General features: G+C 30.9%; 12 protein-coding genes. 9 read left to right on the top strand and 3 right to left on the bottom strand.

The annotated features are described in order from the left end of the window. The first annotated feature begins 2 nt into the window (after window positions 1-2). From VBY68_RS04850 to VBY68_RS04825, 6 genes are read left to right on the top strand one after another with little or no spacing between them, the layout of a single operon-like run. Entirely contained in the window at window positions 3-1,367 is a 1,365-nt protein-coding gene (locus VBY68_RS04850) for a PKD domain-containing protein (protein ID WP_415269063.1), read from the top strand. Between the two features lies 1 nt (window position 1,368). Beyond that, the gene (locus VBY68_RS04845) at window positions 1,369-7,326 is read left to right on the top strand and encodes a DNA/RNA non-specific endonuclease (RefSeq protein WP_415269062.1); all 5,958 of its coding nucleotides are present in this window, start codon (window positions 1,369-1,371) and stop codon (window positions 7,324-7,326) included. An 11-nt stretch (window positions 7,327-7,337) separates the two neighbouring features. Next, window positions 7,338-8,054 (top strand): hypothetical protein, encoded by a 717-nt coding sequence (locus VBY68_RS04840; protein ID WP_415269061.1) that lies wholly within the window; start codon window positions 7,338-7,340, stop codon window positions 8,052-8,054. After that, entirely contained in the window at window positions 8,038-8,478 is a 441-nt protein-coding gene (locus tag VBY68_RS04835) for a DNA/RNA non-specific endonuclease (RefSeq protein ID WP_415269309.1), read from the top strand. The genes VBY68_RS04840 and VBY68_RS04835 overlap by 17 nt, the downstream gene beginning before the upstream one ends. 4 nt (window positions 8,479-8,482) lie before the next feature. Further along, on the top strand, window positions 8,483-9,199 hold the full coding sequence (locus tag VBY68_RS04830; protein ID WP_415269060.1) for a hypothetical protein: 717 nt from the start codon (window positions 8,483-8,485) through the stop codon (window positions 9,197-9,199). Window positions 9,200-9,229: 30 nt separating this feature from the next. Continuing rightward, window positions 9,230-11,638: a hypothetical protein gene (locus VBY68_RS04825; RefSeq protein ID WP_415269059.1), complete on the top strand. Its 2,409-nt coding sequence runs from the start codon at window positions 9,230-9,232 to the stop codon at window positions 11,636-11,638. Window positions 11,639-11,660: 22 nt separating this feature from the next. Here VBY68_RS04825 and VBY68_RS04820 read toward each other — a convergent pair whose 3' ends face one another. Genes VBY68_RS04820 through meaB form a run of 3 tightly spaced genes read right to left on the bottom strand, consistent with a single transcriptional unit; the run spans window position 11,661 to window position 13,639 of the window. Continuing rightward, window positions 11,661-12,191 (bottom strand): hypothetical protein, encoded by a 531-nt coding sequence (locus VBY68_RS04820; RefSeq protein ID WP_415269058.1) that lies wholly within the window; start codon window positions 12,189-12,191, stop codon window positions 11,661-11,663. A gap of 31 nt (window positions 12,192-12,222) precedes the next feature. After that, complete coding sequence (locus VBY68_RS04815) at window positions 12,223-12,567, bottom strand: tRNA-binding protein (RefSeq protein WP_121145817.1); 345 nt, start codon at window positions 12,565-12,567, stop codon at window positions 12,223-12,225. Then, entirely contained in the window at window positions 12,554-13,639 is a 1,086-nt protein-coding gene (gene meaB / locus VBY68_RS04810) for a methylmalonyl Co-A mutase-associated GTPase MeaB (RefSeq protein ID WP_415269057.1), read from the bottom strand. The genes VBY68_RS04815 and meaB overlap by 14 nt, the downstream gene beginning before the upstream one ends. 100 nt (window positions 13,640-13,739) lie before the next feature. Between meaB and VBY68_RS04805 the strand changes: the two genes are divergently transcribed. From VBY68_RS04805 to VBY68_RS04795, 3 genes are read left to right on the top strand one after another with little or no spacing between them, the layout of a single operon-like run. Beyond that, window positions 13,740-14,288, top strand: a complete 549-nt coding sequence (locus VBY68_RS04805) for an RNA polymerase sigma factor (RefSeq protein ID WP_099215331.1) — start codon at window positions 13,740-13,742, stop codon at window positions 14,286-14,288. Beyond that, window positions 14,281-14,847, top strand: a complete 567-nt coding sequence (locus tag VBY68_RS04800; RefSeq protein WP_415269056.1) for a hypothetical protein — start codon at window positions 14,281-14,283, stop codon at window positions 14,845-14,847. The genes VBY68_RS04805 and VBY68_RS04800 overlap by 8 nt, the downstream gene beginning before the upstream one ends. Then, complete coding sequence (locus tag VBY68_RS04795) at window positions 14,828-16,294, top strand: hypothetical protein (protein WP_415269055.1); 1,467 nt, start codon at window positions 14,828-14,830, stop codon at window positions 16,292-16,294. The genes VBY68_RS04800 and VBY68_RS04795 overlap by 20 nt, the downstream gene beginning before the upstream one ends. Window positions 16,295-16,389: the final 95 nt, after the last annotated feature.

The raw sequence follows: 16,389 nt of genomic DNA, 5'->3' as shown, positions 1-16,389 counted from the left end.
GAATGAAGAAAGCTTACAACTATACATATATTTTACTAGCAGTAGTTTTTGTGATGACTGCATGTTATAAAGAGACTCCAATTTTTATAAAAACGGATTTTGAAACTTCTTTTGTTAATGATGATGAGTCTGTGCCTGTACAAATAAGTATTCGAAACAAAACTGAAGGGGCAGATACTTATGAATGGGTTTTTGAAGGAGCAACAGTAGCTTCTTCATCAGATAAAAACCCAGGAGGTATTGAATATACGAAAGCAGGAACATACACAATAACCTTAAAAGCCTCTAATGTTGACGGTTTGGAAGAAACGTTAACAAAAGAGATTACTATTGTAGAAGGAATAGATATACAGTTTTCAACAGAAATAATTAAAAGTAATTATCCTCCAGTAGAAGTAAAACTAACAAATAATACAATTGGAGAAGATTTAACGTATCAATGGACCTTTGAAGGAGGAAAACCAGCAAATTCATCTGATAAAAATCCGACTAATGTAGTATTTGAAACCCCAGGAGATCACCGTATACAAGTTGAGGTGTCAAATGGTTTTGAAATTATTACCAAAGAAGAAACTATAACAGTTTTACCAGATATTGATATAGATTTTGGATGGGAAGTTGATTTTTTTGATGATGATTATCAAGCTCCAGTAACTATTACTTTACAAAATAAAACAACCGATGCTTTAAGTTATCAATGGGCTTTTGAAGGTGGAACACCTAGTAACAGTATAGAAGAAAATCCAGAGATTACTTTTCAAAATGTAGGGACATATACAATTAAGTTGATTGCTTCTAATGGGAAGGCAGAAAAAACAATAACAAAAACTATACAGGTTAAACCAAATACAAATTTAAGAACATTCACAGATGTTAAGTTAGGAATTAACTCTGCTCATAGTAGCAATAATGTGGGCGCCTTTTTTTCAACAGAATTAAGAAAAATAGTTACAGCAAGTGAAGTTACTGAAGAAAACGGATCTAAAATAGATCTCGTTTTTCTGGGACTTAGTAATGGTTTTACCTATAATAAATTTCTGTCACCAACCGAAGCAGGTTCCAATGGTTTTGTAGCAATCCCTAATGCACAACACACGAAATTAATTAACTCTCAAGAAACCTGTAGCTGTGGGGTAAGTTTTAGTGTTGCTCAATTTGATGCAATGAAAAATGACATTCCTTTACAAACTATAACAATTACGGAAACTCCAAACGGATTATTACATTTTGATAGTACCATGAAACCAAGAATTGTACTGTTTCAAACTGCTGATGGAAGAAAAGGAGCCATAAAAATAAAGGAGTTTGTAGATAACGGAAGTAACTCATACATCCTTTGTGATATTAAAGTTCAAAAATTGCCTTAGAATGAATTTATCGAAATTAAAATATAGATTAAAACAAGCATTATTTTTTTATTGCTTACTTCTAGTTGTAGGAGTATATGCGCAACGTTATCCAGTACAAGTAACTCAAACCATTATTCCACCATATTCAACAAAATTAAGTGACTATGCAACGGCAAGCGATGTTAAGTTTCGTTTAAACCTATTGTTAACCGATGTGGTAGCTAATAACAAACAAGTACGATTAAAGCTACGTATAAAAGGAAATGGTTTTGATATTCAATCAACAGACTTTGTTGCAGGAGCTTCGCAGGTAATTTTGAATGGAGGAGTACTACAGCAGTTTACAAATATAGATTTAGCTGCTTACTTTCAACCTAATAATTTAATAGGTATTTCACCTCAGCAGTATAATAAACCTTTGCCAGAAGGAATGTACTCCTTTTGTTGGGAAGTGTACGATGCATATTCAAATCAACAATTAAATCATCCAACAGCAGGCTGCTCTAATGTATATTTATTATTAAACGATCCACCGTTTTTAAATTTACCATATAAAGGAGACCAAATAGTGGCGCAAGATCCGATGAATATTATTTTTCAATGGACGCCAAGACATACCAATGCTACTAATGTATCGTACGAATTTGAGTTACGAGAATTATGGGATACACAAATAAATCCGCAAGCAGCTTTTTTAGCATCGCCTAACTATTACTCAGAAACTACGTATACAACTACTTTATTATACAATATAGGAAAACCTACTTTATTACCTAATAGAAGATATGGTTGGCGAGTAAAAGCCAAATCTACTACAGGAGTTAGTGAAAACTCAATTTTTAAAAATGATGGTTATAGCGAAATTTATTACTTTACCTATACCAATGCCTGTTATCCACCAACTTTTGTATTGTCAGAAGTAGTAGCCAAAGATAGAGTTAAACTTACTTGGCAAGGACACCCAGACCATAAAAAATACCATGTACAATATAAAAGAGCAGATATACCCGATGCTGAATGGTTTGAAGTATATACTTATAACACACAAGCACAAATAAGTAATTTACGAGAAGGAAAAACGTATATGTTTCGAGTTGGAGGTACTTGTAATGAACTGACAGATTTTGACCAAAACTATTCATACAGTCATATGAGTCAGTTTACCATGCCTGCAAAAGACGAAATGGGGAGTAGTTATAACTGCGGAATTATTCCAGAAATACAAATTGATAATAACGATCCACTAAAAAATATAGGGATAAATGAAACCTTCACCGCAGGTGATTTTCCTGTAACAGTTAAACAAGTACAAGGAGGAAACGGAATCTTTACAGGAGTAGGGTACATCGTAGTTCCTTATTTAGGGGACACTAAAATAGCGGTAACCTTTGATGCTATAAGTATCAATACCGATTATCAATTGATAGAAGGTGTAGTAAAAACGACCTACGACCCAACTTGGGGAGACATGGAAGATACTAATGACTGGACTCATGGTGGAACCGGAAACTCAGAATCAACTAAGGTAGATTTCCCAGTTTCAGATGTACAGATAGATCCGAATGGAGATATATTAGTTATAGGAGAAAATGGAGAAGTGGTAGAGTTACCTGGAGGGGAAGATATTGTAATAACAGATAGTAACGGACAAGTTTGGGCGGTTGATGAAGAAGGTAATGTAACTCCGCAAGGAACACAAGCGGAAGGGGGAGCTAGCAATCCAGAAAATACCAATGGTGTTAATACCAATGGTCAAGCTACTGCCATATCAGCCAAAGGAGTAATAGTAACCTTTAAAAAAGCATCCAATAGTAAATATGGGTTTGATAGCTACGAAAGTAACTATAGTGCTACGAAAGATTTATACAAAAAATTAGGTAACAATTATTATGTTCCTTATAAAGCTGTTGCAAAAAACGATACAGAAACTATTGTAGCGAATTTAGCTATTACAGATAGCAAAATTAAACCTCAAGACATTGTTTTTAAAACAAAAGAAGGAGTAGCTATTACAAAAATAGATAGTACAGCTACTTCTTACACCTTACAATTAAAAGGAATTTTTGACGATGCTGAAATAGAAACCCAAGCCTTAGTAAAACAAGGAACTAAATATGAGGTTGCAGGTGCTCTTATACAATACCAAGCAACTTCTAAAAACGTAAAAGTAGTTTTAGTCAATACAAGTAATAGTAATACAAGGAACATAAAAGAATCGTTACAAAACATATATCAACAAGCAATGGTAAACCTTACCATTACTGAAATTAACGATTTTAAAAACGATTTAGAAACCTTAACTCCAAACGGAATCATACAAAGTGGAGAAAGTGGTTTCGCAGCACAATATACCGAACAACAACGTCAAATAAATAATAAGCTAAAGCAGCATCCACAATACCAGCAAGATGCTTATTATTTGATTGTAACAGACAAAACACCTTCTTCTACTAGCGAAAAAGGATTAATGCCTTTAGGTAGGCAGTTTGGGTATGTGTATACTACCAACTGTTCAACTGTAGACTGTGTAGCATTGACTGCTGCTCACGAGTTAGGGCACGGAGCTTTCCAATTAAAGCACCCGTTCTCTTCACATAGCTATCAATATGCGCAAAAAGCTACTAATTGGTTACTTGATTATAAAGATGGAACAAAACTTCCTTTTGTACATTGGCAAGCCATACACAACCCTAAATTACGTATCGGAGTTTTTGATAGAGATAGTGAGGGGCAAAATACAGTTATATCAGGTATTCCAAAAGAATTTGCAAACCCTGATGGTACTTTTACTTTCTTAACTATGAATGGAAGTTATGTAACACTTCCTAAAAAAGTTAGAAAATTGAGTTTTGTGACTGGTGTGGATAAGTTAAATCCTTATGTGCACTATCCTACAGGTGCATTACAATCTTTTGAAATAGATAGTGTAAAGTATTCTGCGAGTATAGATAAAATAACGACTCAAGGTGAATACACTATTGAGGATTTTGGGTTTGTTTATAAAGGTTTTAAAGAGTATGATGTTGAAAAAAGAAAAGAATACCATAAAAATATAATTACAGTAGTTCCTGATGGAGATTCAAGACGACTCTTAAAGTCAAAAGTTGAAGCCTTAAGCTTTAAAGAGAACGAAGAGGTAAATATACTTAAACCTAGTACTTATAATAAATTACAGACTGTAACAAATAGATCATTTAAAATATATGAAAAGAACTATAAGTATGGAGTTACTACTCCTTATGATGAATCTTACAAGTTAAATCAAGAATTAGTACAACAATTTTTTGGGGAGCATATAGATTGGGGTACTAAATATTTTATAGTATCGAAACTTGCATTTTTAAATAATTCATATCCAGATATTGTTAAAGTAAAGTTTCCTCAGTTAGCTTTAAAAAAAGATAGCACTCAATCTCATATTCCTTCTGATAAAGCATATGTGGTTTTAAAAGAGTTAGATGAACAAAAATTAATTGATGTTTATGTTAAACTAATAAATGGAGTTAAGAGTGGATTAGGTAACTGTAAAGAAACATTAGATAATTTAACAGAAAACTCTTCATTTAGCAGAGTTAAGAACTGTATTGATAATTTATCCAATCAAGAGTTAAAAGAAGTTAGTGTTGCTAACAAAATAATAGCTATAAGTATTTTAACTCAACGAGGTATATCAACAAATAATAGTGCGGAGATAGAAATTATCAGGTTGTTGAAATTTACAAAAAATGAGGATGTAGATAATTTACTTACAGCTTTATTAGGTAAATCTAAAATTAACACTGAAGACTTTTTATTAAAGAGGTTAGCATATAAAATAGACAATGATCATACATGGTTAACAGACGATAACTACAAAAAATTTGTTGAAGTACTGATTGGTTTATCGTCAAAATCAGATTTATTTAAACAGAAAGCTTTAGAGTATACAGATGAAGAGTTTGCAGACCGAATTATAAACTTTTATCATAGAGGTTTTTGGGATTTTATGAAAGAAGTGGGCTCAAATGTGCCAACAGCTTTTTTCTATACTTGTACTTTAGATACTAAAGTAGATTGGGATTCGGAAAAAACAGTTGACATTTCTATACATAATGAAATGAGTTGTAATGCTCAAAATGTTTATAAAGAAACCCCAGTTCCTTTATCGCCTTTAGATCCTATATGGTTTGTTAATAAATCATCACTAAGCATGCTTAGTGATTATAACAAAGAAACTCCAGTAATTGCTCCAGCAATGCTTGCGTATTATGCAAATGATGTTGGAGATACTAAAAATACCATAGATGGAATTGAAGCAGCAATAGACGTAGTAAGTTTAGCTACTGGAGCTGGAGCATTAGCTAAAGCACCTTCAACCTTACGTAAAGTTTATATAATTGCTGATATGGTAGGGTCTGGTGTTAATATTACATTAACATCGTCGTCGAAAAATTTATCTCCTAACGCAAAAATATTTTTAGAATCATTAAATATTTTAACAGCAACAATTGCTATTGATGAGTTTTTAAAAGATGGTGTAAAGAGTATTAACAAACTGTATAAAAAAGTAGCTAAGCAGAATACCAAACCTTTACCATCTAAACAACAAGTTAATGATTTTATTGATAATATCTTAACCGAAGATTTAACAGCAACTCAAATTGCCGAGATAGGAGCTAATAAATTAAGAGAATCTGAAAAATGGTTAGATAATATTATAGCAGAAGGAAAAATTAATAGTGAATTAACAAATTTAGCAGTAAGAGCTAGAAGTGCTAAAGCAAAAATATTAGCAGTTAAGAAGTTATTAAAGATTGATGCAAAACATCTAAAAAACAGTATTATTGATTTAGTAGGCCCACCACCAGTGGATATAAACAAAGTAAAGAGTTTTATTAATGAAGGAGATAACTATATAGATATTATAGTCCATTCAGATGATGCAGGGGAAAATTTTTCGATGTTGATTGAGGTTGCAGGAAAAGTAGAAAATACAACTTTAACAGCTAGTGAATTTGCAAATGCATTGCGAAATGTATCAAAAGAAAAGCAAATACGTTTATTAAGTTGTAATAATGCTGAAAGTGCACAAGAAATAGCTGCTGTTATAGGAAGAAATGTTATAGGCTCTAATGGAGAAATGAGGATTTATGAAAACGGAGTTGTAAAAGCAGAAGATTGGTATAATGCTAAACCTAACGGACAAATTGATGAACTTACCATAAATTCTGGTACACCATCAGGAGAGTCGGTATTATTAAAACAAAAGTTTGTTGATAACTTATCTCCGCAGATTAAAGATGACCTTGTAAAAATGTTTAAAGGCACAGAAGGTAGGTATAAAGAATTTGAAGAAATGCTTACACGAAGTAATTTACCAGGTACATGGAAATTAGAAAAAGTAGGAGAGAAAATACAATTGGTAGATAAAAAAGGAACTGTATGGGCAACGATTACAGATGGTAAAATTGTAGCCAAAGCAGGAGGTAAAGGAGATGGATGGAACCACCTATTAAATGTAGACCCACCACTTATGAAAGGGTTTAATTATGAAGTAGATAACGGACGCTTTATATTTGAAACAGATGAATTGGGTCGAGTAAAAAAGATAACAGACAATGATGTTCGATACGATGCAGGTTATAAAAGAAACGAACCAGCCCAACAAAGAGCGAAAGAGGTAAAAGATGGAGTAAATCCTGGAGATGATGGAGGGCACATGGCAAGTGCAGAAAGTGGAGGACCAGCAGAACAAATTAATTACTTTCCACAGAATCCAAAATATAATCAGCCTGGAGACCCTGGTACTTGGAGAAAAATGGAGGTATATATACAAAACTTAAAACAAAGTAGCCCCAATGATAAGATTAAATTGGAAATTAGACCAAATTTTATAGGAAATTCAAAAAGGCCAGATAGTTTTGATGTAAGAGTAACCATTAATGGAAAGTTACATGAACTTCCAGAAAAATTTATAAGCATACCTAATCCTTTATAGAGTGTAAAAAAATGAATTATTTAGAGCTAGTAGAATATTTAAAAAATCAGGTAGAAAACCAAAAGTGGGAAGAAATAAAAGCTACTATTATTTTTGGAATTGGGAACAGTTTTGGGTGCAGTAGCATGATATACAAAAATGTCGATAAACAAGAGAAGATAGTTTTAGATAGCTTTGATGTTTCTCCTATTTTGAGAGGAATTTTTCAAGATTATATAAAAGGAATAAAAAAAAGAGATTTTAACAAAGTAATTATAACCATTACAAAAGAAGACTATTCAGTAGAATATGAGATGGAAGAAGAAAAGGTAATAGAAGAAAAACAAAGCAGTGCACTTCTTTTTTCTAATTATTTATACGAACGCATGCGTTCTCAAATTTTTGAGTATGAACAAGCCAATAATTTGCTTATACCTACTTATAATGAAGATGGAGAGTTTTTAGAGTATAAAGACACATGGGATAAGGGAATTTTTACATTTATAGTAAATAGTAAAACGGAAGAAATAAAATATACAATAGAATTATTTAAAAATGGTATTAAGCGTTTGGTTCCTATAGAATTAAATAAAGATTATAAAGAATCTATTTTATATCATCATAAGTTAACACATAATGAATTAAAAAAATATTGGGAACCGTGGAATAAAATAATATTAAAAGCTCCAGGAGATTTCATTCCTTTAGGTAAAGAACAAGAGTATATAGAGTATTCACAAGAAGTTTAATTTTTTTGTTCAATTAGGTAGAGTATTTAAAGCAAAAATGTACCCTGTTACTATTGATAAATCTGTAAAAAGAAGTGAATCTTTTCAGGTAAAAACAAAAGAAGTAAAAGATGGTTCTAAAGTGAATACTGATGATGGAGGACATATTTTTAGAAATGAATGGAATGGTCCCAGCGAGCAAATTAATTACTTTCCTCAGGCAAAATCTCAAAATCAGCCGCCAGGAGAATGGTATACGATGGAAAAATTCGTATCTCAATTAAAAAATGATAATCCTACAAAAAAAAATGATGTGGATGTTTTTCCTGATTTCAATGGTTCATCAAAAAGACCAATCGGCTTTGAAGTAGAAGTAAGAGTTGATGGAGAGTTAATAAAATTACCTAATAATAATCAAACCTATTTTCCTAACCCAAAAATTTAATTAAATGGATAATAAAGAACTTTTTAATAAGGTCAGTGAATTAACAGAAAAATATGAATGGGATTCAATTAAACTGATAATAAGCTTTACAGAAAGTGGGGGTTATGGTTTAGAACTATTTTATAAATATAGTAGTGATGAATATAAAGAAATTATTGTATCTACAAGAGAATTAAGAACTAATATAGAAGGTATAGTAAGTAAATATCATGTTTTAAAAAATTCGAAAGAAAAATTTAACAAGGTATTTATTCTAATTAATAAAAATTGTCAAATAGATATAACTTATAAATATGATTTAGAAAAGCTAAGAGTAGAAAAACTTAATAATTCATTGGTTTTTTATCAATGGGCAAATGAAACTTTGATGAACCGTATTTTTGATTATGAAAAAGAACATAATTTATTAAAACCAATTTATGATGAAGATGATGATTTAGTAGATTATGAAAACTCTTGGGATTCGGGGGTATTTACATTCAAGATTGTAAATAATAAGTTAGATTATAATATAGAGTTAATCAAAGATGGTATTTCTAGAAACTTACCCATGCCATTACCAGAATATTTTATCAAAGGGCTATTAGAACATTATAAAATAACCAATGAAGAATTAAAAGAAGAGTGGCAACCATGGAATACCCTAGTAATAAAATCACCAAACAATGATATTCCTTATAATAGTTGGGAAGAGTATGTAACCTATAGTTTAGAGAGATAGAAAAACTACAGAAGAAGAAAAAAAGAAGTATTGAAAAGGGGGAAACAGTACATATTAGTAAGCTTGCTATGTTTAGTAAGTAGTATAAGTTTAGCGCAAAATTTAGATATAGAAACCATTACAAAATCTACCAAGGTTAAAGTAAGTGGTAATGTTAATGCCAATATGGTGTATTACAATTCAAATACTCGTAATGCACGTATTCCATTCACGTATTTTTTACAAGGAACTGTGAATGTAAGTTGGTTAAGTTTTAACCTCCCTTTTACCTATAGTTTTTCTAATCAAGGAGATAACTTTGATTATCAATTACCTTTTAAGTTTAACAGGTTGAGCTTACACCCAAAATACAAATGGATACAAGCGCATATTGGAGATGTTACTATGAATTTTTCTCCTTATACCTTAAACGGGCATCAATTTACAGGGGGAGGTATAGAGTTAACTCCTAATAAGCCAATAAAGTTTAGTGCCATGTATGGACGTTTATTAAAAGCAACAGAAGATGATGGAAATCCACAAACTTTACCAGCTTTTGAGCGCACAGGGTATGGAGCAAGAGTAGCTTGGGAAAAACCAAATTATAAGTTAGGACTAATAGGTTTTTATGCAAAGGATGCAGAAAACTCTATTGCAGCAATACCAGAAGAAAGAAATATCAAGCCCAAAGAAAATTTAGTGATAAGTCTTACGGGAGAAACCACTATTGCAAAAAAATACACCATAAGAGCAGAATACGCATCAACTGCCATTACACAAGATTTAAGAGCAGATAAAAGTAGTAATACCTCTAACAATTTAGCAGGTTTTTTATTTAACAATCGTACATCAACCGAGTATTACAATGCGATTAAAGCAGATTTAGATGTAAAATTAGGACAAATGAAAGTTGGTTTGGGCTATGAACGTATTGATCCTAATTATGAAACCTTAGGAGCCTATTATTTTAATAATGACTTTGAGAACATCACACTAAATATGGCTCGATCATTATTTAAAAACAAGTTGAACTTATCGTTTAATATAGGATACCAAAGAGATAATTTAAACAATCAAAAAGCACAATCTACAGGGAGAAATATAGGGAGCGTTAATGCAACGTATCAAATGACAGATGCGATTACTTTATCAGGGATGTATTCTAATTTCACCACGTTTACGAACAAAAGTTTAAATCAGTTTGACGATATTAACGACAATGATTTAACTGATGAAGAACAAGAAGCATTAAATTTTAAACAATTGTCACAAAATGCCAATATAAACTTGAATTGGATGTTGGTTAAAAAGAAAAATGTTACACAGAATGTTAATCTAAACTATTCATTAGCATCTTCAGCAAATAAAGAGAATGGTATTATTAGAATTGGTCAAGCGAATAATTTTCATAATGGAAATGTAGTTTATACATTAGGATTTCCTGAAAAAGCGCTAACAATTTCGCCTTCACTTAACTATAACTATAGCGATATTGGTAGAGATGATAGCAAAGCATATGGAGCGTCTTTAAATATGAATAAACTATTTTTTAAAAACGTATTAAATACCACCCTAGGAGCTTCGTATAATAGTAATGTAAACAAAGAAATTACAAGTAATGTTTTAAATTTTAGGGCAAGTGCTTCTACAACTATTGCACAAAACCATAATTTAAATTTAAATGCAATACAGTTATTCAGAGAATCTACACAGCAAGAAAAACTAGGTGAATTAACTATAACTTTCGGTTATAGTTATAGCTTCGGCTTGAAAAAACCGAAATTCAGATTTGAAAAAAGAGAAAGAAACAAAAAAGTAAAAGAATTTTCATTCTCGTATAAAGAGCATACTTTTAGTGGAGAACATTCTAAAATTACCTCAGAGATTAAACAGTTATTAAAAGATCCTGTTTTCGCAAGTATAAAAAGTATAGAAAAAGTAAGAAATGATTTAAATTTATTAGAAACAGATGTTGTAAATAATGAAAATGTAAGTAATAAACATTATAAGAAGGCAGCAGTAAATTATTTAGACTATTTATATAAACACAAAGATTTTATAGATACGTATCATAAATTAGCGTTTAAAAGTTTAAAGAAGCTTTACGATCAAGCAGTCTTACTAGATGAAGAAGTAAAAGCTAGTTATAATCGTTTACTACACTTGATGAAACAAGAAGCAAAAAGAGGAAACTTTATATCTAAAAGTGATAAAAAAGATTTACAAACTAGAAAAATAAAAATGGAGGCGCATCAATGGATGCAATTAGAATTGCAAAAGTTAACATATCAGGATGTAGTGACTAATAATGGAATCCTCAATGAGTTTAAAAATAATCATATATCAACTATTTTTAAAATGATAGAAGAAAAGAAAACAGAAGAAGAAATTGAAAACTTTTTAGCTTTAGAATTCGCTAAATTCTATCATAAAAAAAGTATTAAGAAATCGCAAAAGTAATTTTTTTATTTGGGATGATTAGTTAAGCTAAACATATAGTGATACATTCTTTAAGAAAAATAAGATCACTTTTTAGAAACTGATGTTCATCATTTGTAAAAGTGATAAGTTTTTTATGTCCTTTTATGGTTATTATTTCCAAATACCCAGTACAGTTGATACTTTCATCGTATTCAATTTTATAAATTGTTTTCAAAATTTCGTTTTTAGAGAAAAATTGATTGTTGATAGTAATTCCGTTTGATGATATAATTTTTTTATCATCATTTTCTTTTAAGTTGTAGTATATGATAAGGTTTTTAATCCCAAAAGCACCGATTCCTCCAGATAAGAAATAATTGATTACTCTTCCGAATGGAATATTAAGAAAAACTAAGGAAAATAAGCTAGCCAAAGAAAGAACTACCCCTGTTATACCAATGAATAATTTTGAGCTAGTATTTTTGGATTTTCCAATTATAAGTTCCCTAGTATTTTTATTGTACGCAAAATTTATTTTATGTCTTGTTAATTTAAGTTCTAATGTTCTTAAATCAGCTTCAGTTAAATTCATTTATAAGAATAATAGGTGAAGTTTAGATATGTTACGCAATCTTCGTCCCATTTTTAACGGTACGTTCAGCAGTTAATAAGGTTACTTCTTTATCATCACCTAAGCCACCTAATACTAAGCATTCGCTCATCATATTCGCAATTTGTTTTTTTGGAAAGTTTACCACAGCAACCACTTGTTTTCCTATTAAATCTTCAGGTTGATACAGTTTAGTAATCTGAGCTGAGGTTTTTTTAATTCCGTAGTCGCCAAAATCAACTTGCATTTTATAGGCAGGGTTTTTAACCTCTTTAAAAATTTCCGCAGAAATAATGGTGCCAATACGCATTTCTACTTTCGTAAAATCGTTCCAAGTTAAATTGTTATTGTCTTCCATAGTTTTTATTTAATAATCGTTTCGCAGCAGTAAATGGAGTAGTTTTCCCGTTTTCCAGTTTAGTTACTTCCTGCTGTAAGCGTTCTTTAATTTTTGGATTATTGTAAAAGTTATTTTTCAATTGTTGATTAATGGTTTCTAACAACCAATAATTATTTTGTTCATTTCTTTTCTGTTGAAAGTAGCCAGATTTTTTTACTAAGTTCATGTACTCTTCAATCATAGCGTAAATAGCGTCAATTCCTTGATGATTTAGCGCACTTGCTAATAAAACTTTAGGTTGCCAACCACTTTCTTTAGCAGGGTATAAGTGTAAGGCTCTATTGAACTCTACTTTTGCTAGTTTAGCATTTTTCTCATTACCACTATCAGCTTTATTAATCACAATAGCATCTGCCATTTCAATAATTCCGCGTTTAATACCTTGTAATTCGTCACCAGCTCCAGCCAATTTCAATAATAAAAAGAAATCAGTCATAGAATGTACAGCAGTTTCCGACTGTCCCACACCCACCGTTTCAATAATAATAGTATCAAAACCAGCAGCTTCACATAAAATAATACTTTCACGTGTTTTTTGAGCAACACCACCCAACGAAGTTCCAGAAGGAGAAGGACGAATAAAAGCGTTCTCATCGGTTACTAACTCTTCCATACGTGTTTTATCTCCTAAAATACTTCCTTTGTTAACAGAACTACTCGGGTCTACAGCTAAAACAGCAACTTTTTTACCTAATGAAGTTAAATGCTTACCAAAAGATTCAATAAATGTACTTTTTCCTACACCAGGAACACCTGTAATTCCAATTCTAACCGATTTATTGGCATGAGGTAAACAAGCTTCTAAAATTTCATTGGCTTGTTGTTGATGTTTTGGATTGGTACTTTCCACTAACGTAATAGCTCTACTTAAAAAAGGAATATTTCCAGCTATTATTTGAGTAACAAAATCTTCGGTAGAGGTAGTTTTTCTTCTATTACGTTTTATTTTTTCTGCAGATGATTTACTAGTGGTTTCAGGCTGGGAAACCCCGTCTTTTTCAGAGAGTGCAGATGTGTCTTTATTGGTCATTATGTAGGTAAAACAAAATAATAACGTAAATTTAGAAATAAAAATGCAGGAAAATGCAACACGAAGGAAAAAGTGTCGTATTTAGGGTAAGAAATCAATAATGAAATCAACTAAACAGTTACATCAATCGGTAATAGATGCCTGTAAAAACAATGATGCAAAAGCACAAATGCAATTGTATGACTTGTATTGTGACGCCATGTATACAGTGGCATTACGCTACGTGAAAGATTCATTTATAGCAGAAGATGTTATGCAAGAAGCATTTATAAAAGCATTTAAAAATATTGATTCATATAAAGAAGGAGTAGCGTTTGGAGCTTGGTTAAAAAGAATTGTCATCAATCAAAGTATTGATTATTTAAAAAAGAAGAAACTAGAACTGGTTTCTATTAACGAAGAAATTACCACAGTAGCAGACGATGATAATTGGAATGTAGCATCTACTATATCGTATCAAGATATTGTAAACTGCATTCAGCAATTAAAAGAAAAATATAGAGTTGTGTTAACCCTGTTTTTGTTAGAAGGGTATGATCATGGAGAGATTTCGCAAATATTAGGAATTTCTGAAGTGAGTTCAAGAACACATTTATTAAGAGGGAAAAGACAAGTGCAGGAACAATTAAAAGCAGTACATCATGTCTAAAGATATTAGAGAAATACTAAAAAACAATGTTGAAAACACGGAGAGGTTATCAACAAATCACAGACAACGTTTTCAACAAAGGTTGCAAGATGAATTGCATTCAACACCATCAACAAAAAAATCATACCAATGGCTGTATATAGCAGCATCAATAGTGTTGTTCGTGAGTTTGGGAATTCAATTTTATCCAACAAATACTTTAGATCCAATAATAACTGAGCTTCCAAAAGAAACTCAAAATCAAATTAGTTTAGGAGCAATTTCACCTGAATTAAAAACAGTAGAAGATTATTATGTAAACACCATTAATTACGAATTAAGTCAGTTAGAATTAACTGACGATAATAAAGAACTTTTTGATGGTTACTTGAACAAAATAGGAGAATTAACCAAAGAATATAAATCGTTAACCGAAGAGCTCAATACAAAAGGAATTAACGACGATACTATCAATGCATTGATTGGAAACCTGCAATTACGTTTACAGCTGTTAAAACGTATGCAAAAACAATTACAAGAATTTAAAAATCCAACTCAAAATGACATTCAAACAATTTAAAATCAGTGTTTTTTTACTGTTAGTAACTGGCGTTGTATCTGCACAGAAATACAACAAAAAGTTTAGTGAAAATTTTAAAACAAATAAAGACGTAGTAGTTAATATTAATGCATCTAATGCAGATGTAGATGTGACTACATGGAATAAAAACGAAGTTTCAGTAGAAGCAGTTGTAGAAGTTGAAGGGCTAGATAAAAAAGAAGCTCAAAAATATTTAGACAACTGGAAATTTGAAGCTTTAGGGAATAAAAGTAAGGTACAAATTAATGCCAATAAAAATAGCTTTAGAATAGGAGGAGACAATATTGTGTTCTTTAATTCATCAGACAATAATTATCCAAGAGTATTTCAATTTGATGGTGATGATGAAGTTGTCGTAATTCCAGAAGTAAGAATACCAGAGATTCCTGAAATACCTGAACTTCCAGAAATAAAAATCCCTGAAGTTAACTTTGAAGAAATAGTAACAGGTTTAGAGGATATTGAATTTGACTTTGATAAGTATGCAAAAGATGGAGGAAACTACTTTTTTCAATGGAAAGATGGTGTGAATGATATTACCATTAAGTCGAAAAAAGAATGGGAAGAATTTAAGAAAACAGATAAGTATAAAGAGTTTAAAAAACACCAAGAAGAACGAAAAAGAGAAATTAAAAAAGAATTAGAAAGAGTTAAAAAAGAGCGAATAAATGAAAGTGAGTTAAGAAGAGAAATGGCTAAAGCAAGAGCAGAAATAAGAAAAATTAATAGAGAAGAAATAAGAAAAGAACTTGCCAAAGCTAGAAAAGAAATGCACAAGGCAAGAAAAGAGATGAGAAAAGTTCGTATGAATTATTCTTACTCTTCTGATAGTGATAATCTTATGATTAATGGAAAAAAAGTAAAAATCACAAAGAAGATTATTATAAAGGTTCCAAAATCAGCAACCTTTGACTTAAACACCCGTCACTGTAAAGTAAAACTACCAAAAACTAAAGCTTCAGGAAAGGTAAGTTATGGAACCTTTAAAGCTGATGCACTTGACGGAGGAAAGTTAAATATTTCATATTCGCCAGTAAACATAAGCTCATTAAACGCTTGTACCTTGTTCTTAAATAATGTAACCGATGCTCAATTAGCATCGGTTACCAATACAATAGTAAACTCTAATTCATCAGGATTGGTAGTAAGTAATGTGCATAATAATGTGGAGGTGAATAATAAATTTGGAAATTTAACTATTGTAAAAGTACATCCAAACCATAATAATTTAAAAGTGTTTTTAAGTTATTCTGACGCTGGAGTTGATTTAAAAGGAGTTAATAAGAAATTTAATATTCAAGGAGACAAGGCTAAGAAATTAAAAGATGGAACTGTAGAATATAATGGTGAGTTTATTTTAATTTCAAATGATAAAAAAATTGAAATAGATGGTAAATACAGCCAATTAAAAGTTAAAAATCAATAAGAAATACAAACAAAATTACTTTTTATTTCTACGAAATTGCTACCAAATTCTTTTTCTATATTCCTTATAAAGTGCCTATATTAGCGATTGCAAAT

The organism is Tenacibaculum ascidiaceicola (assembly GCF_047470925.1).
Classification (GTDB): Bacteria; Bacteroidota; Bacteroidia; order Flavobacteriales; family Flavobacteriaceae; genus Polaribacter; species Polaribacter discolor.
The sequence above is the reverse complement of the archived record's forward strand: the minus strand, read 5'-3'. Positions and strand labels throughout refer to the sequence as shown.